The following is a 26134-nucleotide window of genomic DNA, read 5'->3' as shown; positions in this document are numbered from 1 at the left end:
GTTGACAGAGAATGGTTCCGTTGGTCGCGTTGACATTCACGGCACCGGTTTTACACTTGAGAACACGCATTTCTCTCACCCGCTTCCGTTCCCCAGGAACAGAGCTATGGTACCACAGGAGGAGCCATGGATCGAAGAACCTTTCTGAAGACTGCCGCACTTGGCGCCATGGCGGCCGGCATCGCCCGCGAGGCGGCCGCGGCCGGCAGATACTACCCGGTCAAGGCGGACCAATCTCTTTTCGAAACCATCAACCGAGCCAAAGATCCGGCCAAGAAGAGTCCCCTGGAGCAGAAGCACGTTCCGGTCATCACCGCGCCCAAGGCGGTCAAGGCAGGGGAACCGTTCACTGTGGAGGTGGCAGTGGGCGAGGTGGTCCACCCCATGGGGCCGACCCACTGGATTCAGTTCATCGAGCTCAACGTGGGCAACGAGCCGGCAGGCAGGGTGGATATGCAGCCGCGCGGGTTCCTGTCGCCCAAGGCGACCTTCACCGTGACCATTCCCAAGGAGGCGGCGCCGGAGGGGAAAATCACCCTGGTGGTCAATGAACGGTGCAATCTTCATGGTTACTGGGAGGGAAGCATCGACATCGCCGTGACCGGGTGAGGTGCGGCCCCATGGCGCGGATGGCGGTGCTGTCGGCCCTCATCCTCTGCCTCTGGGGATGCTCGATGCCGCGCGGCTGGGAAGCGATTCTGGTCCTGACCGACCTGTCCGCGGGCCGTGGCCCATCCGGCCTCAAGGAACGCACCCCGCCCCCCCGACGGCTGACGGTTCCCTACGCGGTGGAGGGGCGGAACTACCAGGGCGATCTCTATTTACCCTGCGAACGGATCAGGGCGGGGCTTGTCCTCCTGCCGGGAGCAGCCGAGGAGGGTAAGGACGATCCGCGGCTGCAGGCCTTCGCCGAAACCCTGGCCCGGGCACGCTTCGCCGTTCTCGTCCCCGATCTGGGGGGCTTCCGGAGCCTGCGGGCGGGAAGTCGCGACATCGGAGAAACCGCCGATGCCATCCTCTGGCTTTCTTCGCGCCCCGGACTTTCGCCCGGCGGGAAATGCGGGGTGGCGGCCCTGAGCTATGCCGGCGGCCCGGCACTGTTGGCGGCGCTGGAGCCGAGGGCCGGGCAGCGGGTCCGGTTCCTGGTTACGGTGGGGGGATACTATGATCTGCGGAACGTCCTGACCTTCTTCACCACCGGCTGGTACCGGGACGGAGACCGGTGGCGGCGGGGCACGCCAAACAACTACGGCAAATGGGTGTTCGTCCTGGCCAACACGGACCGGATCAAAAACGTCCGGGATCGGACGGCCCTCGAAAAACTGGCGCGGCGCAAAATGGATAACCCCGCCGCCCGGACCGACGATCTGGTCCGGGGGCTCGGCCCTGAAGGGAAAAGCCTTTACGATTTCTTCGCCAACACCGATCCGCGGCAGGTCCCGGCGCTCGTGGAGAGGCTGCCGACACCGATCCGCCGGGACCTGGCGGCCCTCGACCCCTCACGGCGCGACCTGCGCGGACTCACAGCCCGGCTGATCATCATCCACGGCCGGGATGACGACATCATTCCCGCCGCCGAGAGCGAGGCCCTGGCCCGGGCAGTGCCCCGCGACCGGCGGGGGCTTTTTGTTCTGGACGGGCTCATGCACGTGGAGCTGAAGCCGAAGTTGACGGACGCCTTCCGGCTCTGGCGGGCGGTGTCGGCCATCCTGAGGGAACGCGACCGGGCCTGAGGGACGGTGTTACCCCCGTCCCCGCCGGGCCAGGATTTCGCCGATGCACTCCATGAGCTTCGTGAAATCGATGGGCTTTGAGAGATAGCCGTCCATGCCGGCGTCGAGGCACCGGTCCTCGTCCTTGCGCATGGCATGGGCGGTAAGGGCGATGATGGGAGTGCGCCGCCCCCGGTCGCGCTCCCTCTCGCGGATCAGGCCGGTGGCCTCGTAGCCGTCGAGACGGGGCATCTGCACATCCATGAGCACCACGTCGAACTCCCCCGCCTCCCATTTTTCAACCGCTTCATGGCCGTCGCTCGCGGACTCGAATTCGAAATTGCGACGCTCCAGCATGATCTCCATGAACTTGCGGGTAATGGGGTCGTCCTCGGCAAGAAGAATCTTCACTTTCCGTGCCTCCTCGTATTGAATAGAAATTGGGGGGGTGACCGGCGCACCGGTGCCCCCTCCGGCCGAAGCCTCGGCTATGCGAAGCGTATCGGCGGGGAGAAAGGGCGAGGACGCAGTCACTGCCAACAGGAGCGGGATCGTGATGGTAAAGGTGCTCCCCTGGCCCGACTGGCTCTCGACATCGATGGCCCCGCCCATGGCTTCCACGATGTCGCGGGTCAGCGCCAGACCGAGGCCCGTGCCGCCGAACCGGCGGTTACAGGCCCCGTCTACCTGGCTGAAGACCCTGAAAAGACGCTCCCGCTCCTGCGGAGCAATGCCGATACCGGTGTCGCGTACCGATATCCGGATCGCGGTGCGAAGGGGATCGGACTGCCTCTCGGCCCGAGCCGCCGTTACCTCCACCTTCCCTCTGTCGGTGAACTTGACGGCGTTCCCGATCAGGTTCACCAGCACCTGTCTCAACCGGGCCTCATCCCCCACGACTGCCGCGGGGACGTCGGGCCCCATGCGGACCATGACGGCAAGCCCCTTCCGCCGCGCCTCGAAGGCCAGGATTTCCACGGCGCTGTTAACGCATGCCGTCAGGTCGAAGGGACGGCTTTCGAAGACCATCTTCCGCGCCTCGATGCGGGAGAAGTCGAGGATGTCGTTCACCAGGCGCAGGAGGGCGTCGGCGGAGCGCTTGGCCATTTCCAGACAGTGACGCTGCTCGTCCCCCAGCTCCGTGTCGAGAACCAGCTGGAGCATGCCGAGCACACCGTTGATGGGGGTGCGGATCTCGTGGCTCATGTTGGCCAGGAACTCGCTCTTGGCACGGCTGGCATCCTCGGCCGCCTCCTTGGCCCAGCACAGTTCCTCGCGGCTCTCGTTCAGCTCCCGCTCCTTGCGCTTAATCATGGTGATGTCGGTTATTGCCGTGCGGCACGAGACCCGGCCGCCGGGGGGCGTGAGAGGCATGCTCGACAGCTGAACGTCCACGGATATGCCGTTCCTGCCGCTGAGGCGGAACTCGCCGGTGACCCCCTCCCGCTGTCCGGTACAGCGGGCCAGATGGGATACGAAGGACGTGACGTCATCCTTGTGCACAAAGTCGCTGAAGAGGAGCCCCACCATCTCCCGGCAATCGGCCCCGATCATCCCCGCCAGGGTCCGGTTGGCGTCGGCGATCACCCCGACGGCGTCGATGGTGGCATAGCCGACGGGGGCGAAGTGGTAGAGGTTGGCGTAACGTTCGAGGGAGAGCTCCAGTTGCGCCCGGATATCCCGCAGCTCCTGACTCGGAGCATCAGACGCGGGCTGCTGCTTCTCGGTATCCGCTTCCGGCATTTCCGCTGCCCCGATCCGGCTATTGCCGGAGCCGTCTTCTGGGCCGGACTGGGTCATGAAGAATTCTCCTCAGCGCGCGTTGGCTGGAGGCCGTCAGTGGAAACAGCCGCGCGCTTCAGTGCACTGGATGGCTCAGGGGTGTGTAGGCTGCTCCCGGCCGCAGTATCTGCAGGCCGTCTCGCGCCAGGGGATGAACTCGCCGCAGCCGCCACAGCGCCGGAATTTCCCCTCCACCTCCCGCAGGGGCTTATGGAAATAAATGACCAGCAGAAAGATGGGGAAGACGGCGCTCAGCAGGCTCCAGACAAAGACGTTCCGTGCCCGGTTCGCGGCGAGAATCCCCCCCGTCACCCCTGGAACGACGAACACCAGGAGAAAAAAGAGGTAGACCGGCTTCATCATCAACAAGCTCCTTTTGCGGGCGGACCATCCCGGCGATGTACTTCATTATACCAGAAACGGGGAGCGTCTCACCCGGCCGGTTATGCACTTCCTGCCGGCACGAACCGCGTCGGCGACTCCAGGAGTAAAATCGAATCATTCCATACCGTTACACAAAGCGTTTTTTTTGCTCACCCCTTGCATCCGGCAGCCGACGGGATATACTTACGCATAGTTAAGCGACACCAATCAACCGTTCCACGTTCACAGGCGAAAAGCCGCGGCAGGCGGTACCGCCAATCGGCGACAACCTCACGAAGAACAGCGCTGCGCAGGGACGCGCCACGCGAGCCAGGGAGGGCTCCATGTCACCGCCTCCGGCACCCCCGTGTTCTCCCCTCACCGGCACCCTTTCCGGCATCACCGCGCCCCCCCTGCCAATGCTCCGCACCCACACTATCAGCCGGTCAAAAAGGAGAATGAAATCATGCCAAAGGGAATAGCACTCGCACTCGGTCTTAACGCCGTTGACCCGAAACATTACGGAGGCTGGGCCGGCAAACTCAACGCCTGCGAAGCCGACGCCGAGGACATGGCGGCCATCGCAGCGGAGAGGGGCTTTGCCGTCACCACGCTCATGACCAAGGCGGCCACCCGGGCCAAGGTCATCGATGCCATCGGCAAGGCCGCCAAGGCCCTCGGCAAGGGCGACATCTTTATGCTCAGCTACTCCGGCCACGGGGGGCAGGTACCGGACACGTCCAACGACGAGCCGGACGGCGTCGACGAGACCTGGTGCCTCTTCGACGGCGAACTGATCGACGACGAACTCTACGCCCTGCTCGGGAAATTCGCCGCCGGGGTCCGGGTGCTGGTCTTCTCCGACAGCTGCCACAGCGGCACCGTGGTGAAGATGGCCTACTACAACGGTACCACCGCGGCCCGCTCCGCCGGTCCGGACGAGGGGGAAATCCGGTACCGGGCCATGCCCCAGAGCGTGGCCATGCGGACCTACCGGGCCAACAGAGAGTTCTACGACACGATCCAGCAAAAAACGAAAAAAGTGGACCTGGCCGACGTGAAGGCCTCCATCCTCCTCATCTCCGGCTGCCAGGACAACCAACTCTCCCAGGATGGTGCTTTCAACGGCGCGTTCACGGGGCAGTTGCTCCGGGTATGGAAGAACGGCCTCTACAAAGGGAGCTACCGCTCCTTCCACAAGGCCATAGTCAGGCGGATGCCGCCGGACCAAACCCCTAATTTCTTCACCGCGGGGACGCCCGACCCGGCATTCCTGAAACAAAGGCCGTTCACCGTCTGAGGAGGAGAGACCACCATGAAGAAAAAGGGCAAATTCCTCCTCTTCACCATGGACGAGTTCGACCAGTGGCTGCTGGAGACCAGGTTCAGCCGCTCCGTCAAGCTCGTTCAGAACCATCATACCTACCTGCCCGGCTACGTCCAGTTCACAGGGAGCAACCACTTCGGCCTGCTGGAGGGGATGGAGCATTTCCACATGGCCGAGCGGGGGTTCTCGGAGATCGCCCAGAACCTGACATCGTTCCCCGACGGAACCGTGGCGGTCTGCCGCTCCATCGACAAGGTCCCCTGCGGCATCAAGGGGGCCAACCAAGAGGGTATCTGCCTGGAAAACCTGGGCAACTTCGATGCGGGCGGCGACACCATGACCCCGGCTCACCGGGACGCCATCGTAAAGATCAACGCCCTGCTCTGCCGGGAGTTCAACCTGACGCCCAACACCGACTCCATAGTGTATCACCACTGGTACGACCTGAACTCCGGCAAGCGCACGGGCGGATCCGGCACCACCAAGACCTGCCCAGGCACCGCATTCTTCGGCGGCAACTCCATGGATGCGGCTGCGGCAACGTTCATCCCCCTGGTGGCCCAGACCCTGGCCCAGCTCACGGGGGGGACCGCACCCAGTGCGCCGGTTCCGCTCAAGAGCGGCGAGGTTGTGGCCTCGAGCCTCAACGTCCGGGCAGGCAGGGGAACTGAGTTCCCGGTGGTTAAAGGGCTCAAGCGGGGGGTCCGGGTCAACGTATTCGAAACGGCTGACGGCTGGGTCCGTATCCACCCAACCGAGCAGCAATGGGTGGCAGAGCGGTACCTGCGGTACGCCTGACGCGCCGGATGCGCGTATGTCCGCACGGATGCGGATGAAAGGAGAGTCCACGGATGGAAAAGGAAACGAAACTGTCGGCGGAGACCGTCAAGGCGCTTCTGAACGAGGACATTAACCGGGAGGACTTCCAGTTCGTCCTCCAACAGCTCCTGGACGCTTGGCGCCCCATTCTCGAAGAAGAACTCAAACTGAGCGAGTCCGCCGAGCGGCTCGTGGCCGTGGCGGAAAAGCAACCCCACAGCTGCGAGGACGAGCAGCTTCTCGCCGACCGGCTTTTCGCCCCCCTGGCCACCGCCGACGTGGCCCTGCGAACCCTCACCCCCCAGGCCCGGGAAGCCCTGGGCCCCATCGACCAGTGGCAGTGGTGCCTGCGCAAAATCCTCTGCTGCCTCCGCTTCGGCTGGCTCCTCTCCCGCTCCCGCACCTTCCCGGTTTCGGTCTATTACCTCTACCGCTACTGGCTCTGCATCCGCCGCCTCTTCCAGAACGATCCCACCGGCCGCCAGCCCACGCCGGAGGAGCGGGCCGACTTCCGCAAGCTCACGGCAGGCTTTGCCGAGGTCTTCAGGCCCTGGTTGGTGCAGGAGGCCAAGGCCATGGATCACTCCATGGAACTGGCCGACGGGGCCGTGTCGGGCCAGGTGGACTGCCACTCGGGGGGCGACGCGGCCGAGGCCCTGTTCGAGAAGTTCCTCACGGTGGACAACGCCCGGCTCCTCATGGGGGCCGAGATATTCGAGAAACTGAGCAAGGACCCGCGCTTCTGGCTCTGCCGCTGCTGGTGCATCTGCGCATTCCGCTTCGGCTGGTGCCTGGGGCGTTCCCGCTCGCTCATCGATCTGGTTCGCTGCCTGGTGGCCTACTTCCGCTGCCTGCGCCGCTGCTTCCAGCCCCTGGTCTGCGAACTGACCGACCCCATCGGCTGCGTGGCCGAAGAGGTCAACACGGACCTGAAGGCCCTGGTGGTGGCCGTGAAGGGGACGGCCACAGGGGGCGGCTTCCTCCGCTACGTGCTGGAATGGTCCCGCGACGGCATTGCCTGGCACGCTTCGGACTTCCACTATCCACCCATCCCGCCGGGCGGCGGCACCCAGGGAAACTCCCCCGTGGCGGGCGGACTCCTGGCCTACTTCGACACCACGGCCCGGGACGAAGGGGCCTACACCATCCGCCTCACCGTATACGGGGTCCAGGGAACCACCTGCGTCAGGACCATCACTTTCTCCCTCTTCAAGCAGGATGTCCGCATCCTGGGCTTTGACGGAGCCTTCACCCTGGATACCACCGCCTACGACCCGGCGGCCATGTTCGTGGAGACCGTGCCGGCCCTCTGCACGCGACCCTCGGGGATCCACGAGATATCCTTCGGCGAATGCCTCTCCATCTGGGGAAGCGCCTTCGTGGGGGGGTGCGAAGGGCGGAAGATCAAGCGTTACCTCATCGACTACAAGCCCGGCTTCGAGACCGACCCCACCACCGGCGGCTGGATCAACATCTGGAAGGTTGAGTACAACACGGTCTGGCAGTACCGGGACATGAACATGCGCAAGGACACGTCGGTGCTGACCGCCTCCTGGGTCACCGACTGCGTGGTGCCGGTCCCCTTCCCCCCCTACTGCCTGATGAACGTTCCCGAGGCCCGGCTCTCACCCTCCTGCTGGCAGACCCACGTCTCCACCTGCGGTCTGAGTGGCTTGGTCACCCTGCGCCTGGTGGTGGAGGACACGGGGGGCACCCTCTACTACGACACCCAGAAGGTCTGGATCGACAACAAGCCCATCTGTGCCATGATCCGGATCGATGCGGTGCCCCGCTGCGCCGACATCCGCGTCAGCGCCTTCGCAACCCCGCCCGACTGCGCTGTACCCTGGAACCTGCCGCTTTCGGGCATCGCCTGGGACGAGTACATCGACCCGGCCCTCCCACTCACCCGCCCCAACGACAACTTCGACTTCTACTGGGTCAAGGTGAGCAAGCAGGGGGGGACCGAAGTCCAGATCCCCGTTTCCTGGAGCATGGGGACTCCCTGCTTCTTCGGCACGAACCGCGTGGGCGATCCGGGCACCTCCTGCACCCCCTGCGACCCGGCCAACCCGCTTCCTGCCGCGGTCTTCGGCACCCTGGCCCAGTTCGACCTGCGGGCCATTGATCCGCTTTGCAGCGCATCGGTGGGCTACCCGGTCCCGGCCGACCTGCTCCTGCCCCGAGGCGAATGCTGCGTGTACGTCTTCAAGCTCCGCGTCCAGGACCGTACCTACACGCCGGGCGGCCCCCACTGGCGCGAGGCCTTGTGGCCGGTGCGGATCTGCAATGACCTGAAACCGGCATAGACTGCCGGGCGCCCCTCCGGCAATGCGGTGGGGGCGCCCGACACCCTGTTGCACTGCGAGCGTGCCCATGCACGGGAAGACGCAACAGCCAAACCAAACCTCCCCACGGGTCGACCTGACCGCCATTCTTGAAGTACTGAAGAGCGTCGGCCTTGTTGTTGGGGGCATCGGCGGCGGCGCCATCCTCTTTTTCTGGATCGGCAATGCCATCATCGTGGCACGCCTGCGGGCCTACAACCTCTACGGCGTCGTCCACTACACCGACGAGTACGTTACCGAGGCGGGTTTTCAGTTCTTTCAGGACATCTTCACCTTTTTTCAGGATTGGCGGCTGATCCCCTTCTTTGTCATCCTCATGGCCCTGCTTTTGTTGACGGTTCCCGTCGGTGGGGGCAAAGCCGCTAATGAACGTCCCGCCGGCAAGGGGCGGATCACCCGCTCCGTCTCCCTGATCCTCCGGTATCGGATCAACTATATTATTTTCCTGACGCTGGCTCTCTCGGCAGCCTTCATCCTCACCTCGGGCTGGTTCGTCAGGAAGCTTTCTTCCGACATCGTGTGCCAGGAACGCGTGCTGGCCGACCTTTCCAAGGACCTGGGAGGGATGGTTCTCATCCTGCTGCCCCGCAAGGGTGCCCTCGAACGGGCCGACGAGTTCCAGCAGCGCTTTTACGAGGAACTGACCTTCGGGGTGGAGCCGACCCTACACTGGATGAACTATGCCCTGGCCGAAATCTCACGACGGGAAGGTACGCCGCTTTCTCTGGAGGTGTTCCAGAAGCGGTTCTCCATCCGCGAACCGTCGCCATTCCGCTCAGACGCTGACTTCGAAAAATCGGAGACCTATGTGGCGTTGCGCAACGTCTGGCTGAGCCATGCCCTGCAGCAGCGGCTGAGGGAGCGGGTCAACCTCACCCTCCAGGATTTCCGCAGCCTGCTGAGTGGTCACCTCACGAGCGAGGGGGACACCTCTTCGCTGGTCCTCATTCCCGCGAACTACGAGCTTGCCGGCGAATCCATGAGACGCCTGACGCGACTGCGGGAGAATATCTCTGCCTTCTTCGTCCCCGGTGATGAGGATACCAGCCGGATATGCACATCCCTCGGCAGCCTGAAACCCATTGCCTTCGGCCAGTTCATGATCTCGTACTCCTTCTGGGTGCTCATCGGCATCCTCGTCTATCTGTTGCTGAACAGTACACGCCTGATCCGTCTCCCCCTCTGGGAGGGGGGCTACTTTGTCGTCATCTTCCTCCTCTTTCTGACTGTGCTCATCACGCTCCCCACCGCCTACGGCCGGTTCAAGTTCGAATTCAAAGTCCAGCGCTTGAAAGACATCGTCTTTACGGGGGAGGACAAGGGAGTCCACCCCTTGAGGAAAAAACTCGACGAGGCCCGGCAGCGGGGGGCGGAACTCTACATCCTCGGACCGACCAAGGGACGGGAAATCATCATCGGGGCCTTCGAACACCCGGAAGAGGCGGATGCCGGCAGCACCAGGATTATCATGCTGGAACGCAGCGCCTATAGCTATATGAGCGTGGAACCGGTCAGGCCGGAAAAAATCCCCGGCATCATACGTCTGCTTCGTCAGCAAGCAGGTACGACGAAACATGAGAATGTGGCCCTGGCTGCGGAAAGAGGAGGGGACGGCCCACCATAGGCCTGAGGAGAAATCATGCGCAAGGGATTGTCTGCCATCGTCGTAGGGATCGCCCTCCTCGGCCTGGACCCGTGCCTTCCGTCCGACGGGGTGCGCGGCGAATCAGGCGGAGGAATCATTGTCCCGGGCCAGAGAATCGAACGTTTCAGCATCGGCGATCCGGCACCGGACAACCGCACGCTTCGCACTATCCGAAAAAGCAAGGGAATCGGCATCACCACGGCGGGCGGCATCATCGGCAGGATCACCGTCTCATCGCCCCGATATGAAGTAGAGCGTAACCGCTTGAAGGCCGGCGCCACCCTGGCCGAGGTACTGCGATTCTACGGCAGGGGAGAAAAGACCATGAAAGGGAGCGTCATCGTTCTCACCTATGCGGACCAGGGGGTCGAATTCGTCATCGACCCGGCCGACGAGCGGGTCAGGTCCATCACGGTCTTTAGGCCGGTCGTCCAGAAACCGTCGGCAGAACAGTATCGCAAGCTGTACGAACATCGAGAGAAACTGAAGGCCAAGTGACGCAGGCAGCCGCAAGGGGGACCACTTCCCGGCATTCCGCCGACAGGGTGGCCGCGCGGCACGGAAGGATCCCATGGGCACAGTCAAAATTACCTCCTGGAACGTGGCGCATCTGGAACGCTTGACCAGAGCGCATCCCACCGCCAAAGAACGCCGTCGACGGGATGCCGTGGTGCGGGAGATCAGGGAGTTGGCGCCCGACATTCTCTGTCTGCTTGAGGGTCCAGCCGGCGAAGCGGGGATCGATCTTGTTGCCAACGACTTGCTGGACGGCGAGTGGGTGGCGGTGAAGGCGGCCGACGGCAACTATGCCACGAGGGGTGACCAGTGGATATGGTTCCTCGTCCGACAGGATCTGGCGGCCCGGGCATCGCTTCTTCCCGTCGGCACATGGGATGCCTTTGCCGGGGTATCATGGACATGCCATCTGTGGGGCGAATTCACGGAGGGGACACACCGCCACTATCGGCATCCCCAAGTGTTGATTCTGGACTGGAACGGTCTGCGCGTGGAGTTTATCGGCCTGCACCTGAAGAGCAAGTTCATCAACCAGGGAGAGCGGCTCTGGCGCGACGAACGGGAGCGATTCATCCGCGAGGCCCTCACGGCCCGGATCAAGATGGCCACCGAGGCCGCCAACGTCCGCGCGTACATCGACGCCAAATTCCGGCAAGTGGGCAACCCCGCCCTGTTCGTGCTGGGCGACTTCAACGACGGGCCGGGCAAGGAGTACTTCGAGGAGCAATACCTCTTCTTCGATCTCATCGCCAATATCCAGGGCAACGTCTTTGCCACGAGCCGGTTCCTTAACCATGGTCTCTTCGACATCCCCGACGAACTCTGCTGGACTGTCCGGTTCAGGGACTTCGTCCAGCCGGACCGGCGCCCCGAGATTCTTCTGGATCACATTCTCTTCACCCAGGGGCTCGTGAACGGCTCTCTGCCGTGGCAGGTGAAGCCCCATGCAGGCAAGGTGGAACACGAGGTGCACGAACTGGCCAACGCCGGGCTCCCCAAGGACAGCCAGACCAGCGATCACCGGCCGGTCTCGCTCCTGGTGACCACCGGGCCGAACCCATGAACGAAAGGAGGCAGCCATGAAGAAGCAGGCACTCATCGCAACCGTCGCGGCGGGGATACTCTCCCTGGTCGCCGGAGTCGCGCCGGCAACGGACCAGGAGCGCGTCAGGGAGAACGTCCGGGAAAAAGTCCGGACCGAGGCCAAGGAGCAGGAACGGGTCTACGGCAGCCAGCTCATGACCAGGAAGGAACGGGCCGAATACCGGGCCAGGATGCGGGCCGCCAAGACCGTGCAGGAACGGGAGCAGATCAGGAAAGAGCACCACGAGCGGATGAAAGAGAGGGCCAGGGAGCGGGGAGTGACCCTTCCCGACGAACCGCCGGTGCCGGGCGGCGGCATGGGTCCGGCCGGAATGGGTGCCCCCGGCAAGGGGATGGGGCCCGGCGGCGGCAGGAACCGGTAACCGTAACTGACAACCCGGGAGAACCCCATGGACAAGCCCGAAACCGCCCCCCTGGCGCCGTTTCCCCCCGAAGCGGCCTACGAACCGTCCCTCGACCGGCTCATGCGCCTTGCCGCATGGGCCGGCGCCATCCGGGGGGACGGCACGCCGGTGAACTTCACCTCCATCCTCGTGGGGGCAATTCTCGTGGAGGACGAGACCGGCGCCTGGTTTACCCGCTACGCCCGGGAAACGGGAGAACGGGCCGAGGCTATCGCCGACCTGGTGCAGACATCCGAGGCGATGCGCCCAAGGGTTGAGGAGCAGGCAGCCGCCGGCACCCTCCCCGATGCCAGGGAGTTCTACTCCTCGTCGGTGCGCGACATCCTCGGGTCGGCGCTGCGGCTCGCCACCCGCGACGGTGCCGAGCCCCGCCCCCTGGGGACGCGCCACCTGCTGGCGGCCCTCGCCTTCCGCCTCTCCGACTACCACCGGCGCCAGCTCATCGGCTGGGGGGTCGACATCGCCGCCTGGCAGCGCAGCACCCTCGACTTCCTCCAGCGGGCCTTCCCGTCGGAGGATTCCACCTGGGTCTCCCTGGCCCTGGAGCAGGCCGAGGCGCCGCCCCCGGAACCTCCTCCCGCCGACACCATCTTCAAGAGTTTTGCCGCCGAGGCCCCCGTCCCGCCCGTCAGTGCCGGCCCCGACGTCCTCATTGCCCGGTTCACCGCCGACGATCCCACCTCGGCCACGGACCTCATGGACGTCCGGCAGGAGGCCCGGGCCTTTGCCCGCCTCGCCGCGGGCCGCGCCATCCGCCCGCCCCTCTCCATCGGGGTATTCGGCGAATGGGGGTCGGGCAAGACCTTCTTCATGAAGCTGATGCACGAGCATGTGGCCCGGATTTCCCGGGATGCGGACAGTGACGGCCCCTTCCACGGCAACATCGTCCAGATCCGCTTCAATGCCTGGCACTACGTGGAATCCAACCTGTGGGCCAGCCTGGTGGATTACATCTTCACCGAACTGGACCGCTGGCTCAAGGAGCGCCCCGAAAACCCCAACGAGACCGTGGATCTTCTCTTCGACCACCTCTCCACCTCCCGCACCCTCAGGCTGGAGGCCATGGACGAACTGGTGCTCCGCCGCCGCCAGCGCCAGGAGGCCGAAGAAAACCTGAAAACCGTCCGGGCCCGGTTCGAGACGGCTCTGGCCCGCCAGGCCGTGGCAACGGCAGGCGAATTCTGGACCGCCGTGGGCACGACCCTGGGCAAGGACCGGGAGACGCGCGAGACCATCGACCGCGCCGGCCGGGTCCTGGGAGTTCCGGAACTCTCCGCCTCGGCCCGCCAGTTGAGCGAAGTGCTCCAGGAAACCACCACCCAGGCCGGACGGGCCCGGACCCTCGGGCGGAGCGCCATGGCCACGCTCGGCCGCCCCCGGTGGCTGGCGGCCCTGGCCCTGATCCTCGTGGCGGCGCCGGTCGCCGTGGTCTGGTTCCGGGACATCCTGGGTCGGACAGAGGTGCTCTCCTGGCTGAAGGAGGTGAACGCCGCCGTTCTGGGACTCTCCTCGGTCATGGCCTCCGTGGCCGGGTTCGCGGGTACGGCCCTCAAGCGGACCGCCACCGCCCTGGACACCCTCGAAGGCTTCCGCGCCAACCTGGAAACGGCCATTGCCGAGCGGACCGAGGAATTCAGAAAGAACAGCAATGAAGCGGCCCTGCTCACCGATGCCGAGCGCGAGGCGACGCGGCTCAGGAGCGACGTGGAGCAGGCCGAGCGCCGCCTGGCCGATGCCGACCGCCGCGCCGCCGACGCGGCCCGTGACTTCCAGGGGGCCACGGCCCGGGGGCGGCTCAATGCCTTCATCCGCGACAAGGTCGTCAGCGGGGACTACGCCAAGCACCTGGGTATCATCGCCACCATCCGCAAGGATTTCGGCCAGCTGGCCCAGCTCATGGCCGACGCCGATCGCGACCGGGAGCTGGCCGAGGAATATGAGCGGGCCCGGCTCGACTACGTCCGCAGGGTGGAAGAACTCATCGCCCGCTCCGGCGACGTGCTGACCGACGAGGAGGTCGCCGCCCTCCGGGCCTCCACCACCTTCGACGCCGAATCCCTGCGCCTGTTCGAGCGGATCATCCTCTACATCGACGACTTGGACCGCTGCCCGCCCGAAAAGGTCGTGGAGGTCCTCCAGGCCATCCACCTGCTCCTCTGCTTCCCCCTCTTCGTGGTCGTCGTGGCCGTGGACGCCCGCTGGGTCTCCCGCTCCCTCAAGGAGGTCTACCCGGAGCTCCTGGCCGAAACCGTCATCATCCCCGGAACCGGCGCCACGGCACCCGCCCGCCCCGGCGCCCCCGCCGGCGAAGCACGGCATGATGCCACCGACCGGCGCACCGCTCCCAACAACTCAGACCGGGAGCGGGCCGCCTCGTCCCAGGATTACCTGGAGAAGATCTTCCAGCTTCCCTACTGGGTGCGCGCCATGGATGCCGACGCCTGCCGGAACTATATCAAGGGGATCGTGGCAGCCGAGTCGACAGTCCAGGCCGACCAAGCACCCCTGTCGCCCGAACCGGCTCCGAACGCCGCCCCGCCGGCGCCTTCGCTCCAACCGCCGACAGAGCGGGCGGGCGGAGCGACTGAAGTAGCGCCCTCAGAGGCACCGGTCGCGTCCCCGCCCCCCGCTGCGCCGTCTCAGCCCGACAGCGGCGGGGAGTCCTTCCGCGAGCACGAGGCCCGCACCATGACCCTCACCCCCCATGAAACCGCCTTCATGGCCGAACTTGCCCCCCATGCCGGGGGCACCCCGCGTCGGGGACTGCGCTTCGTCAACGTCTACCGGTTGATCCGCACCAGCCTGCCGCTCCACGAGCACGAGACCCTGGTGGGCGACAAGGGGGAACAGACAGCCTACCGGGCTCTCCTGACCCAGTTGGCCATTGTCACCGGGGCGCCGGACATCGCCCCCGTCTACTTCGACCACTTGGCCATCCTCGCTGCCGGCAACCTCGCCGAACCCAAGGAGCGCAAGGGGCTGGTCGACCTGATTGCCGCCCTGGGCGAAGACGCCCGCGTCACCGCTAGCACCGAAGCCGCACCACTCCTGGGTGCGCTCAAGGCCTTGCACAACAGCGTCGCGCCCCAGGGGCTCGGCAACGAGCCAACGCTCCTGGCCACTCTCCACGACACCTCCTCCGTGGCCCGGCGTTATTCCTTCACCGCACGACCCCACTGAAGGGAGCGGCGGGGAGTCTCACACCGCAGAGCAATAAGACCTCCCAGCCTCCGCGGGGACCGGAGCCTTGCGGCACACCGGAGGGTGTGCTACAAGGTGTTCAGCGTGAGAGGAACGCCGGCTCATATTATTAGTATCGATATGGCAGGTGGCCGTAATGAGCGGAACTTCAGTGCGGAGGGATCTGTCGTCGTCGCACCCTGACGGCCCTCCATCAATTGTGAGAATCGAGGTCCCGACCAAATGCACAAATGGCTGTATCTTCTGGTGGCGATCATCAGTGAGGTTGCCGGGACAACCGCGCTCAAGTCGGCCGAAGGGTTCACCCGGCTCTGGCCATCATGCGTGGTTGTCGCCGGATATGCCTCCGCCTTCTACTTCCTGTCATTGACCCTGAAAGCGATCCCGGTCGGCATTGCCTATGCGATCTGGTCCGGCCTGGGAACGGCGCTGGTCGCGGTGGTTGCCTGGGTTTTCATGGGGCAGCGGCTCGATCTGCCGGCGGTCTTCGGTATTCTGCTGATCATTGCCGGCGTACTGGTTCTCAATCTCTGCTCCACATCGGCGACGCACTGACCGACCGACGGCGGGGACGACTCCGCCGCCCGAACATCCACGGGGACGACCCCACGAATCGGAAAGGACGACATCATGACGTGGGGAATTCTTGTTCTCGCAGGGCTGTTCGAGGTGGGCTGGGCCATCGGCTTGAAATTCACGGAAGGGTTCACCCGGCTCTGGCCGACGGTCCTGACGGTACTGGCAATGATCGCCAGTTTCTGGCTGCTGGAGATCGCCATGAGGACGCTGCCGGTGGGCACGGCGTACAGCGTCTGGGTGGGGGTGGGTGCCGTTGGCACCGTGCTCCTGGGGATCGTGCTGTTCGGGGAACCGGCCAACCCGGCCCGGCTGATCAGTGTTGCGCTGATCGTCGCCGGCATCATCGGGCTCAAGCTCTCTTCGCCAGCCTGAGGACTCAGGTGACGACGCCCACCGACCGACATGCCGACCGACCCGGCACTGTCCCGGCGGCCGGCCGGCGATTCCACTACGCCTGGGTCATCGTGGCCGTAGGCTTCCTGATCATCTTCGCCTGCATCGGCCTGGCCCGCTACGCCTACACCATGCTCCTCCCCTCCATGCAGGCGGGGCTGGGGCTCTCCTACGACCGCATGGGATTCATCGGGACCGGCAATTTCTGCGGCTACCTCCTTTCCGTAATCCTGGCGCCCCGGCTCATCCGGCGTTTCCAGCCAAGGGCGGTGATCAGCGGCGGACTGGCACTGATCACCCTGGCCATGCCGGCCATGGGGCTTTCCAGCGGCTTTGCGGCCCCCTTTGCACTCTATGCCCTGGTGGGCATGGGGACCGGGTTCGCCAACATCCCCACCATGGTGCTGATCGGCCACTGGTTCCGCAGCGACCGGCGCGGCACGGCGGCAGGGCTGATGATCGCCGGCAACGGGGCGGCCATCGTACTGGCCGGAGTGTTGGTACCCAGGCTGAACGGCATCTTCGGGGCCAACGGCTGGCGGGCCGGCTGGCTGCTGCTGGGATGCGTCGCCCTGGGGGTCGCGGTCCTGTCGGCATGGCTGGTGCGCAATCATCCCTCGGACGTGGGGCATGAACCGCTCGGCCGGAGCGCGGCCCTGGCGCCGGAGGATCTCGTGCCCCACGAGCGGCCCGGCGACGGCATGCTGCTGATGCGGCTGGGACTCCTCTACCTGGCCTTCGGCGCAACCTTCATGATCTATGGCACGTTCATCGTCACCACCATGGTGCGGGAGTTCGGCTTCAGCGAGGCCCGGGCCGGCCTCTACTGGTCGTGGGCGGGTTTTTTCAGCTGCTTCTCGGGGGTGGTGTTCGGGGCGCTTTCAGACCGCATCGGCCGCCGCCACGGGCTGGCGCTGGTGTTCGCCGTGCAGAGCACGGCCTACCTGATCGCGGGTACGAAACCGGGAGGGGTGGGTCTGGTGGTCTCCATCGTGCTGTACGGGCTTGCGGTCTTTGCCATTCCGGCCATCATGGCGGCCGCCGTGGGGGATTACCTGGGCGCGCCCCGCGCCGCCGGGGCCTTCGCCACGATCACCATCTTCTTTGCCGTGGGCCAGACCTTGGGCCCTGCCCTGGCGGGGATGATCGGCAAGGCAGCCGGCAGCTTCTCCGGTGCCTACCTGCTGGCTGCGTCGATCACGGTCTGCGCCCTGCTGTTCACCCTCTTCCTTCCCCGGCCCGAAGACACGACCACGCCACACCGGGCCCAATAGTCCCCTGCGGCCGGGATTGCTCCCATAGCCGGAGCATCATTCCCGCCGGCCGCCTGTTGTTCCTCTACTGGAAATACTCCGAGTGGATGGAGGTCCCCATGTGGGACGACGCAAACAGGGCGACAAGGGCCACGATAAAGCCGAAGATGAAGAACCAGGCGGCCGCCCGCCCCCCCATGCGGAAAAAGCGCCGCAGGTGCAGATAGGTCCCGAATATCAGCCAGGTGATGAGGGACCACGTCTCTACCGGATCCCACCCCCAGTACCGCCCCCATGATTTGTAAGCCCAGATGGAGCCGGCCAGCATGCCGATCGCCCAGAAGATGAAGCCGAACCCGGCAAAACGGTAGGCGTGGAGGTCGAGATCTTCCAGGTCAGGCAGGCGCCTGAGCCAGTCCGGGGGGGCAGGCCGGGCCTTCAGCAGGTAGAATATGGAAAATGCCAGGGCGATGATCAGGGCGCCGAGGGCGATCTTGTAGAACGAAATGTGCAGCACGAGCCAGATGCTGCTGAAGGTGGGCGGCAGCGAACGGATGCCGGGGTTGTAGAAGTTGGCCAGCGCCACCATCAGGAACACCAGCGGCACGACGATGAGACTGGTCGGCCGGATGCGTGGGAATACCCGCTGGAAGCCCAGGAAGAGCACCATGGCGATCCATGCGTCCGACAGCAGCACCTCGCTAGGGGCCATGTAGGGACCGTGACCGACAACCCGCCACCAGTAGACCAGGGAGACCGAGTGTACGGCCAGCCCCAGCCATAAGGGCCAGTAGCTGCGTTGCTCCACCACGGCCTTCCGAAAGATGATACCGCTGGCATTGAGGACGGTCGCCACCACATAGCAGCAGACCGCCAGCCAGTTCATTGCCACGTATACCGACGCCTGATCAGTCATGCACTCCCTCGCGTTCCACCATCCGTTTCAACGAATCCGGCTCATCCCGGTAGAATCCGGAGAATCTCGCCGCCCGCCAGGACACCGTCGTGCCGCCGCCCGCCCCTTCAGCCAGTGACACCTGACGGGGCGGGGTGAAATAGTGAAGGACACCGCCCAGGCAGATGACAAAGAAACCCGCAAATATCAGCGGCATTCCGGTTACGTTCACCATGATCAGCCGCGACCAGGGGGCGAAGCCCAGCAGCCGGAAGCGATACTGCCCGATGGCCCCCTCCCCTCCCGGCTGCAGAGGGAGCCGCCCCACCTCCTGTCCGTCACGATCCAGGCGCAGGGTGAGCAGAGGGCTTGCCCGATCGAAGGTCTTTCCCTCCCCATCCACCAGGTACTTGGCCCGCACCAGGGAGCCGTCGCCCAGCAGGTTCGGGAAATCATTATAGCTCGGCAGGTCGGGTCTGTCGGGGTGCATGAACTGGAGCTGGAACACCTTCGGCTCCCCCGTCGGCCCGGTCGCCTCCACGAAAAAGGCGTGACCGAACTCCACGCCCTGGTAGAAGCGGAGGCCCCGGTGGTTGAGAATGCGGTTGATGGCAACGGTCCTTGTTTCGGCAATGCCGGCATCGGACAGAAACGTAAGGGTCGAGGCCAGTTCCCGCACGGCGAGGTCCGCCCCGAAGCGGTACGAGACCCGGTTGAGCCGTACGGCGTCCGGCAGGTGCAGCGGACCGGCCAGAAGACCGTGCTCCTCTCGCAGCAGGGGATGAGACGGATGCTGGATGGCGCCCTCGGCCAGATGTATCACCCCCTGCTGCTGGGTCAGGGCGATACAGAGCGATGCGACAATGGTGAGCACCATGCCGAAATGGAGCAGAGTATTGCCCCAGTACCCCCAGGGGTGGCGCACCAGCCGGATTTCCCCATCGAATATGCCCTGACCGATGAACCCGTTGGTCATCAGGAGGCGGGAAACCTCCGCCGGCGCTCGGGCGACGGAAAAGCGCCGGTCCCCGGCTGTACCGCCGGCGGGGCGCACGGTGCGCTGCCACGCGGTAAGCGCCTGATTCCTGGTCGAAAAGGCAAGGGAAATCGTCCCCCCGGCAAGGATAAGGGCAAAGCCGGGATGTGTATAGATGTGATGGAGGCCCAGCAGGCTACTCCAGCGGGCGAACAGCGGGTAGGCCGACTGCCACGCCAGCATCTCTTCGGGCGAGGTCAGGAAGCGCTGGGGAATGAACGCTGCCAGGGTGATGGCACAGAGTGCCAGGAGAATGAAACTGATGACCGTGCCGCGTGCCAGGAAAAACCGCTTGATCCGCTCCATGGTCAGGGGTGCCGTCCCTGGGCGCCGCCGGGCGCCTGATTGACGACCCTCCCCTTGCGGTCCAGCACCGGCCAGGGGACCACGTTATTGGTGCTGGTGCCGCTGATGGTGTTCACCCCGGTGATGAGCCAGCGGCCGTTTTCTTTGTTCAGGACATACCCCATCCGGTAAATGAAGTCTTTTTCCTCGGCGTATTTTTCGTTAGTGGCCATCCGGTAATGGGTGAAGTCCCAGGTTTCCTCCGTTTCCACCGTCGCCTCGGAATTGCCGCGCCGTTCGATATTCAGGAACCTGATCCTCTTGAGCTTCGACTCCATCCGCAGCTGGCCCTCGCCGAGGGCGGCCATGTGGTGATAGAGTTTCAGCGCGTGCTCATGGGTGGTGACTTCCACGAGGGGATTCATGTTCTGGGCCCGGTAGCCCTGGACCAGCAGGTCATTGTAGCGGCGAATGGTCGCCTCGACCTCGCCGGTATCGCCCCCGGCGCAGGCAGAGCAAACTGCCAGCACAACCGCCAGCAGGATCATGCCGACACGCACCCCCCCGGAGGTGCCGGCACTCCTCCCGCCTCCCCCGGGCATCGCCCGGTCGGGATATCCACCGTACCCGTACCCCATCACCAGGAATAGGCCTTTATGCTGTTGTCCGTGTGCCTTGCCCCACAGATGGAGGAACAGCTGACATTGTTGGCCCCCATATAGCCGCTGGCCGGCAGGATGGCGCTGGTCAGGTAGGAACCGGAAAAGGCGCCGCCGTTGCCGTCGGGCTTGTAACGGGATGGGGCATTGGCCCCGGTCAGGAGGCGCGGCACCTTGCCCCCGTGGGGAACCCGAATGTGGCAGTTGACGCAGGGCCTGCTGTGCCCGCCCGACGACTTGACGTGACCGTTGCCGCCGGCGGCCCAGGTGTGGCAGTTGAAGCAGAAGTTGTTGGCCGGAGGCGTCGCGGTGCCCGTTCCGGTCAGCAGGGTCCCGCCGGATGAGGTACCGTTGGCCGCCGCTGAAGTGAAGGGCCAGTTCTGATACATGCCCGTCAGCAGCCATTTGACGGTCGAACCATGGGGGCCCTGGGCCGTGGCGGAGGTGCTGGTATCCCTGCCGTGGCAGTCGGAGCAGGTCATCACCTCGCCCGGCTGCCAGCCGCCGGTCAGGGCGGTCGCCTGCAGCCGCCGGTTGCCGGTGGATGGCAATGGCTGGATCACCGGGTGGTATGAGGCATTGTTGGGGTTGAACTCCAGGCCGATGTTGGTCCAACGGGCCGCCCCCAACGACGGCGAGGTTACGTTCCAGTAGCGTAGCGTATTGGTGGTCGGATTGGTGGCGGCATGGCACTTGAAGCAGATCTGGTACTCGTAGGCGGCCTCGCTTACCATGGTATAGGTGCCGTTGGTCCAGGCCCCGGAATAGCTTACACTGGCGCCGGACACGCCGCGCTGGCTCCGGGACACCGCATTATTGTTGGCGATGATCCGGTAAACGCTGCCGCTGGCCGGCGCAGTCCACCCGGCCACGGTAACGGTGGTCGCGTTATTGCCGCTGATGGTGGCCGTCTGGCCGGCGCCGGTGCCTGAAATGATGTTGATATAATCGCCGACCCACTGGTTGGGCACCCAGTTCTTGTTGCTGTTGACCAGGGTGGTGGAACTTCCGCCGGTGGCGATTCCGTAGTCGCCGTGGAGCCCGTTGCGGGTCGCATGGGGGTTGTGGCAGTCCACGCACTCGATGTGCCTGTTTTGGGCGATATAGGCCAGGGTTTCATTCTGACGCGAGGGGAGATGGATCCCTGAATAGTGCTGGGTTGCGTGGCCGTAACCTGGGGCGCCCGGGTCGGCGTAGGTCCAGGCCACGCTGCCGGGGAGCGTCAGCTCGCTGGGTGCGCGGCTGCCGAAGTAAAATGACGCGGTATAGCCGTTGGTGCTCGTGGTGGTCGTCTCCAGCGAAAGATCGACCACGATCTTCTCCCCCGCGTTGAGGGTGAGGGTACCCACGCTCACCGGTATCTGGCGTACGGTACCGGGGGCTCCCGCAGTGGAAAGCTCGGTGGCATAGGTCCCCTTGGCGATGATGGTGGCTCCCATGGTATCGGCGGGGTTGTTCCACTTGTAGACCATGTACCTGACCCTGGCGTTCTGGGCGGTGGACGACTCGCGGCAGTAGAGGTTGATGATCCAGTTGCCGGCGGGGACGGTAGTGGTGCTGTAGACCGCGGGCGAGGTAAAGGTGACCATGCGCCAGTAGCTGGTGCCCTCCAGGTTGGTGCCCTGGCTCTTTGTTTCATAGGTAACCGTGGTCTCCCAGGGGGACATGACGCGGCCGACCCACGTGCCGCCGCTGAAGGAATCGCCGGTGTTGTGCTGATTCGGCATGGCCTCAGCAGGTGTCTCGGCCGCGGCCGGCTTGAAATACAGCTTGTTGGTGAGGCTGTACGTCGGGTTCGCGGCCCGGAAGTCACGGTTGGCAGCAAAGATGTCCTGGGACGCCAGGCTCATGGGTGCCACCCCGTAGTAATCCTTGTTGGCGACCGCCTTGGGCGGGCCGCCCCCCGGGTCGGCATCGCTGGACAGGCTATGGCAACGGTAGCAGATCTGCTCTTCAGCCACCTCGCCGCCTGTTGCGCCGAGGGAGCCCTGAAGCCGCCTGATGCCGCTGTTGTGATTGCCGAACGAGTCGCCGGAGCCGGTATAGCTCATGAATACCGACGTCTCGTTGACCAGGGCGTTGTGACACTTGGAGCAGTTGCCCTGGAACCGGCTGCCATCGCTGAAGAAGCTGGCCGGCACATTGTACTGATGGGCGGAACCGGAGTAGTTGGCCAAGGTGACAGGCGGTGTTTTGGTGGCGTTGGTTTCCTGTTTGCGCCGTACCGTGGATTTGGTTCGCTCCGTGGAATGGCAGCTGATGCAGATACCGCCGCCGGATGCGCTGTAGTCGGAATTGGTGAAGTTTGCCGTCGTGGTGGGCGTTGAGCCGATGGCGGTCCTCAGGTTGTAGGACCGGCCGGCACTGTTGACGTTGAGATCGGGGCTGAAGATCGTGTGGTCCACATGGCACATGGTGCAGGTCCGGCTGGTGTAATTGGTGCCGCTGGTGGCGCTGCCGTCGGGGATTGTGGTCGGATACGTCCGGCCGTAGTCATACATGGCATGATGGTAGGTATCGGTATCCTGCATCGGGATGCGGTGGCAGTCGGTGCATTTGTAGGAGCTGTTCCACGCAGCCGTGCTGGTGGACCGCGTCAGCGGCGTGGACGGCGTGGTGGTCACGTCGAGGCCCACCGGATGGCAGGAGACGTTGGAGCAGCTGCTCCCTGCAACGTTGTAGCTGTAAGCGATAGTGACCGCCGTCGAGTTGGCGGTGTTGTCCCCGTCCCGGAAGGTGCCGCCGGCGGAGACATCGTAGGATTTGTTCAGGTGCTTGCGCTTGTCGCTGATGGCGGTGCTTGTGGCGGTCGTGGCTCCGTGACAGTGGGCGCACTGCATGTAGACGGCAGAGAGGCTGGTCTGTGCGCTTATGTGAGCACCATGGGCGTTCCCCTTCGCCTGGCCCTTGTAGGTGATGGAGCCGGAGGCATAGAGGGGGGCGCCACGCCGCCAGTCGTTGTTGGGTGCAGCGGCATTACCGTGGCACAGGTTGCAGTTGTAGGAGGTTTTGGCGCTGGTGCTCCAGGCAACGGCCGAACGACCGGCCTGACCGGCGCCGCCGGAGTGACAGTACGTGGCGGTACAGCCGGAGGATCCGGCGGTCCAGTTGAATCCGTTGTCATTGCTGTAGGCCGTGCCGGTTCCCGTGTAGCTGCCGCGCACGCCTGCCGCGGAGTAACCGAAATAGACCTGGGCCGCCTGGCTTGCCGCCAAGGCGCCGCCGGCATGGGCTGAGCCTCCGGAGGGGGAATGGCAGGACGAGCAGGCAAACCGGTAGGTGGCCGCATCGCCGGTGCCATTGCCCGGGGTCATGGCATACGAAGAGGGCAGGACGGATCCCTCCCAGTGGATCTTATGGGCGGAGTTGGCTGCCCAGTGGGCATCGGTGGCCCGGGCGCTGTGACACGAGTTGCAGGCGGTAGATCCGCCCCAGGCCGGTGACGGTGAGGTGCCGTGACAGTAGGTGGCCGAACACGTCTTGGCATTGCTGTCGTAGGTTCCGGACTTGCCGTTGATGGCCTTCATGGCCACGTTGCGCGCCTGGTTCAGGTGCAGGGTCGAGTAGTTACGCAGCTTGTTGGTAACGGTTGCGTCAACGGTCCGGCAGTGGCAGGCGGCGCAGCCGGTGGTGGCAGTAATGCCGAGGCTTGCTACGTGGCGCTGGTGACTGTTGGCCGTGGCCGTTCCGGCGCCGCCGTTGGCATAGTTGGGCTCGCCGGCCGCTGCCGTGAAGGCGCTGTCGGCCCCGTGGCAACTGTTGCAGCCGTAGCCGGTGGCGCTGGTCCAGGCGGCCACGGTCCGGTAGACCGGTGTGGCCTGGCCCGAACTGTGGCAGTACACGTTACTGCAGACCTTGGTGCCGGAGTTGTAGCTGCCGGCCATGGTCCCATAGTAGTCGCGGGTCTTGTTGACATGGTACTGGGTGCCGGTGGTCCCAAGGAGCGTACTGTTGTCGCTGACGGTTCTGTTGTGGCACTGGACGCACCCCAGGCTGTTATTGGTGCCGAAGATCGCCGCATTATTCACGTGGACGGCATGCTTGCCCGACAGGGTGGTGCCGCCGCTGCCGTTTTGAGGCGCCGTGGCACTCCCGTGGCAGCCGGTGCAGCCCAGGGACGCGCCGCCCCAAGTCAGGGGGGTCTGGGCGTAGTGGAGGGTGTCCCGGCCATCGCTGTGACAGTAGATATTCGTGCACGAGCCGTAGCCGTCACCCGGCTTCGGTGTGCCGCCGTAGGCAGCGGTGGCGCCGTAGTAGTCGGGGAATCCCACATTGACTTCATAATTGGCGTGCTTCTGGCTGATCTGGTTATGACAGACCGAGGAGCTGCAGACCGTGGGGGTGAATCCGGTCAGGGTGGTGGCGTGGCAGGTCGCGCAGCGGGTTTCGTCGCTGGTAATACCGAAGGAATAGGCCAGGTGCCTGGTGTGGCTGCCCGAAGTCATGATGGTCGGTGTGCCGTAACCGCTGTGGGTATCGCCGTTGATGCCGTGGCAGGTGCCGCACTGCCCCGTTGCGGCGGAGCCCCAGGTGGGAGTCGTATAGGTCGGCGGCCAGCTGCCGCTGTTCCCCTGGCCGCTGGAGTGGCAGTAGACGTTGGTGCAGCTGCCGTAGGCACTCCCCGGCGCTTTGGTCATGGGAGACGACACCCCGCCGTACGTGCCGTTCTTCGCCGTGGTGGTGCTGTCGAACGCCACGTTGACCAGCTTGTTAACATGATTGCCGTAGGTGCCGATGGCCATGGCCGAGGTTACGGTGGCACCGTGACACCTGACGCACCTGACCGTGGCATAGCCCAGCCCAAAGCCGTCCACATGGGCGCGGTGGCTGCCGCTGGTCATGGCCGTGCCCGAGGAACGGTCGGACTTGTGGCATCCGTTGCAGGCCAGGCTCCCCCCCCAGGCTGCGGACTGGTTCGGGGCGTCGAATGCCGACGACTTGGTGCCGGGGCTGTGACAGTATGTGCCGGAACAGGTGCCGAAGACATTGCTCTGACTCGGCAGGTAATCGTTTACCGGCCCGGAATAGCTGCCGCTGCCGCTGTTCGGCGCGGCAGCGAAGCTGACCTGCAAGTCCCGACCGACACTGGTGGCATGGGCAAAACGGGCTGTACCCTCCTTGGCCCCATGGTCGGGATGGCATGTGCCACACGAAGAGGTTCCGGTCCCGTAATAGGCGCCGTGCTTGCTCCCCCCGACGGGATGGCTGCCGGTGGCCGGCGCGCTGCCATGGCACGTACCGCAATCGGCGGTGGAGGCAAGGGGCGTGCTGCCCCAGGCCGGCGTCACGGTTTCAAAGTGGCAGTTGACGTTGCTGCAGGTACCCGGCACCACCGAGGCGCTCTGGGCGAAGGACGTGCCGCGACTGTAGGTTCCGACGGCCGGTGACGCATTAATGTTGGAAGCTATGGCAATGGTACCGTCGCGATGGCTTGCCTGGTAGCCGCTCGTGCCGTGGCAGATCGTGCAGCTGTTTGCCGTGGCGCTGCTTGCCATGTGAGTCCGGTGATTTCCCTTGAATCCTCCGGTGGAGATAGCGCGGAACGCGCTGTCTTCCGGGCGATAGTCACTGGTTGCCGCGGTTCCGTGGCACTGATAGCACTGGATGGCTGCCCGGACTTCGTCCACGCCGGTCAGGACCGGCGAAATACCCACAAACATCACGGAGCACCACATCATCAGCATTTTCCAAGATCGCGTATTCACAGTAACCTCACTACCCACAACCACAGTGATACCATGTGAGTATTACGTTAAATAACCGACACTCGACGCACCAAAAGTCAAAATCACGACATAATACCGATTGGCAAC

The 26134-nt window shown here is 64.6% G+C and carries 19 protein-coding genes; 13 read left to right on the top strand and 6 right to left on the bottom strand.

The genetic code is table 11. The features are described 5' to 3' along the window. Positions 1–126: 126 nt before the first annotated feature. Both GS_RS03595 and GS_RS03590 read left to right on the top strand, forming a co-directional pair. Entirely contained in the window at positions 127–609 is a 483-nt protein-coding gene (locus GS_RS03595) for a class II SORL domain-containing protein (protein WP_010941381.1), read from the top strand. A gap of 11 nt (positions 610–620) precedes the next feature. Continuing rightward, positions 621–1733 carry an alpha/beta hydrolase gene (locus GS_RS03590; RefSeq protein WP_010941380.1) on the top strand — a complete coding sequence of 371 codons (1113 nt, stop codon included), beginning with the start codon at positions 621–623 and terminating at the stop codon, positions 1731–1733. Between the two features lie 9 nt (positions 1734–1742). Here GS_RS03590 and GS_RS03585 read toward each other — a convergent pair whose 3' ends face one another. After that, positions 1743–3512, bottom strand: a complete 1770-nt coding sequence (locus tag GS_RS03585; RefSeq protein ID WP_010941379.1) for a PAS domain-containing hybrid sensor histidine kinase/response regulator — start codon at positions 3510–3512, stop codon at positions 1743–1745. A 75-nt stretch (positions 3513–3587) separates the two neighbouring features. Next, a complete protein-coding gene (locus GS_RS03580) occupies positions 3588–3857 on the bottom strand; it encodes a hypothetical protein (protein ID WP_010941378.1) in 270 nt (89 codons plus the stop codon). Between the two features lie 466 nt (positions 3858–4323). On the opposite strand from GS_RS03580, the gene GS_RS03575 reads away from it, so the two are divergent. From GS_RS03575 to GS_RS03525, 11 genes are all read left to right on the top strand, one after another. Then, a complete protein-coding gene (locus GS_RS03575) occupies positions 4324–5157 on the top strand; it encodes a caspase family protein (RefSeq protein ID WP_010941377.1) in 834 nt (277 codons plus the stop codon). Positions 5158–5172: 15 nt separating this feature from the next. Beyond that, entirely contained in the window at positions 5173–5982 is an 810-nt protein-coding gene (locus GS_RS03570; protein WP_010941376.1) for an amidase, read from the top strand. A 53-nt stretch (positions 5983–6035) separates the two neighbouring features. Further along, positions 6036–8312, top strand: coding sequence for a hypothetical protein (locus GS_RS03565; RefSeq protein WP_010941375.1), 2277 nt, complete (start codon positions 6036–6038; stop codon positions 8310–8312). A 67-nt stretch (positions 8313–8379) separates the two neighbouring features. Continuing rightward, positions 8380–9975, top strand: coding sequence for a hypothetical protein (locus GS_RS03560; protein WP_010941374.1), 1596 nt, complete (start codon positions 8380–8382; stop codon positions 9973–9975). Between the two features lie 15 nt (positions 9976–9990). Then, complete coding sequence (locus tag GS_RS03555) at positions 9991–10494, top strand: hypothetical protein (RefSeq protein WP_010941373.1); 504 nt, start codon at positions 9991–9993, stop codon at positions 10492–10494. Positions 10495–10567: 73 nt separating this feature from the next. Next, a complete protein-coding gene (locus GS_RS03550) occupies positions 10568–11575 on the top strand; it encodes an endonuclease/exonuclease/phosphatase family protein (protein WP_010941372.1) in 1008 nt (335 codons plus the stop codon). Positions 11576–11591: 16 nt separating this feature from the next. Beyond that, a complete protein-coding gene (locus GS_RS03545) occupies positions 11592–11978 on the top strand; it encodes a hypothetical protein (RefSeq protein ID WP_010941371.1) in 387 nt (128 codons plus the stop codon). A gap of 27 nt (positions 11979–12005) precedes the next feature. Further along, positions 12006–15200 carry a P-loop NTPase fold protein gene (locus tag GS_RS03540; protein ID WP_010941370.1) on the top strand — a complete coding sequence of 1065 codons (3195 nt, stop codon included), beginning with the start codon at positions 12006–12008 and terminating at the stop codon, positions 15198–15200. A gap of 243 nt (positions 15201–15443) precedes the next feature. Continuing rightward, the gene (locus GS_RS03535) at positions 15444–15776 is read left to right on the top strand and encodes a DMT family transporter (protein ID WP_010941369.1); all 333 of its coding nucleotides are present in this window, start codon (positions 15444–15446) and stop codon (positions 15774–15776) included. A gap of 75 nt (positions 15777–15851) precedes the next feature. After that, on the top strand, positions 15852–16172 hold the full coding sequence (gene sugE, locus GS_RS03530) for a quaternary ammonium compound efflux SMR transporter SugE (RefSeq protein ID WP_010941368.1): 321 nt from the start codon (positions 15852–15854) through the stop codon (positions 16170–16172). Between the two features lie 8 nt (positions 16173–16180). Then, positions 16181–17467, top strand: a complete 1287-nt coding sequence (locus GS_RS03525) for a YbfB/YjiJ family MFS transporter (RefSeq protein ID WP_010941367.1) — start codon at positions 16181–16183, stop codon at positions 17465–17467. Positions 17468–17531: 64 nt separating this feature from the next. Here the strand turns inward: GS_RS03525 and GS_RS03520 are convergent, their stop codons facing one another. Genes GS_RS03520 through GS_RS03505 form a run of 4 tightly spaced genes read right to left on the bottom strand, consistent with a single transcriptional unit; the run spans position 17532 to position 25981 of the window. Further along, positions 17532–18362 carry a cytochrome c biogenesis protein gene (locus GS_RS03520; protein WP_010941366.1) on the bottom strand — a complete coding sequence of 277 codons (831 nt, stop codon included), beginning with the start codon at positions 18360–18362 and terminating at the stop codon, positions 17532–17534. Next, a complete protein-coding gene (locus GS_RS03515) occupies positions 18355–19683 on the bottom strand; it encodes a cytochrome c biogenesis protein ResB (protein WP_010941365.1) in 1329 nt (442 codons plus the stop codon). The genes GS_RS03520 and GS_RS03515 overlap by 8 nt, the downstream gene beginning before the upstream one ends. Before the next feature lie 2 nt (positions 19684–19685). Beyond that, positions 19686–20300 carry a hypothetical protein gene (locus GS_RS03510; protein ID WP_235044962.1) on the bottom strand — a complete coding sequence of 205 codons (615 nt, stop codon included), beginning with the start codon at positions 20298–20300 and terminating at the stop codon, positions 19686–19688. Then, entirely contained in the window at positions 20300–25981 is a 5682-nt protein-coding gene (locus GS_RS03505) for a CxxxxCH/CxxCH domain c-type cytochrome (RefSeq protein WP_235044961.1), read from the bottom strand. Before GS_RS03505 ends, GS_RS03510 begins: the two co-directional genes overlap by 1 nt. Positions 25982–26134: the final 153 nt, after the last annotated feature.

Source organism: Geobacter sulfurreducens PCA (assembly GCF_000007985.2).
In the GTDB taxonomy this organism is placed as follows: Bacteria; Desulfobacterota; Desulfuromonadia; order Geobacterales; family Geobacteraceae; genus Geobacter; species Geobacter sulfurreducens.
The sequence above is the reverse complement of the archived record's forward strand: the minus strand, read 5'-3'. Positions and strand labels throughout refer to the sequence as shown.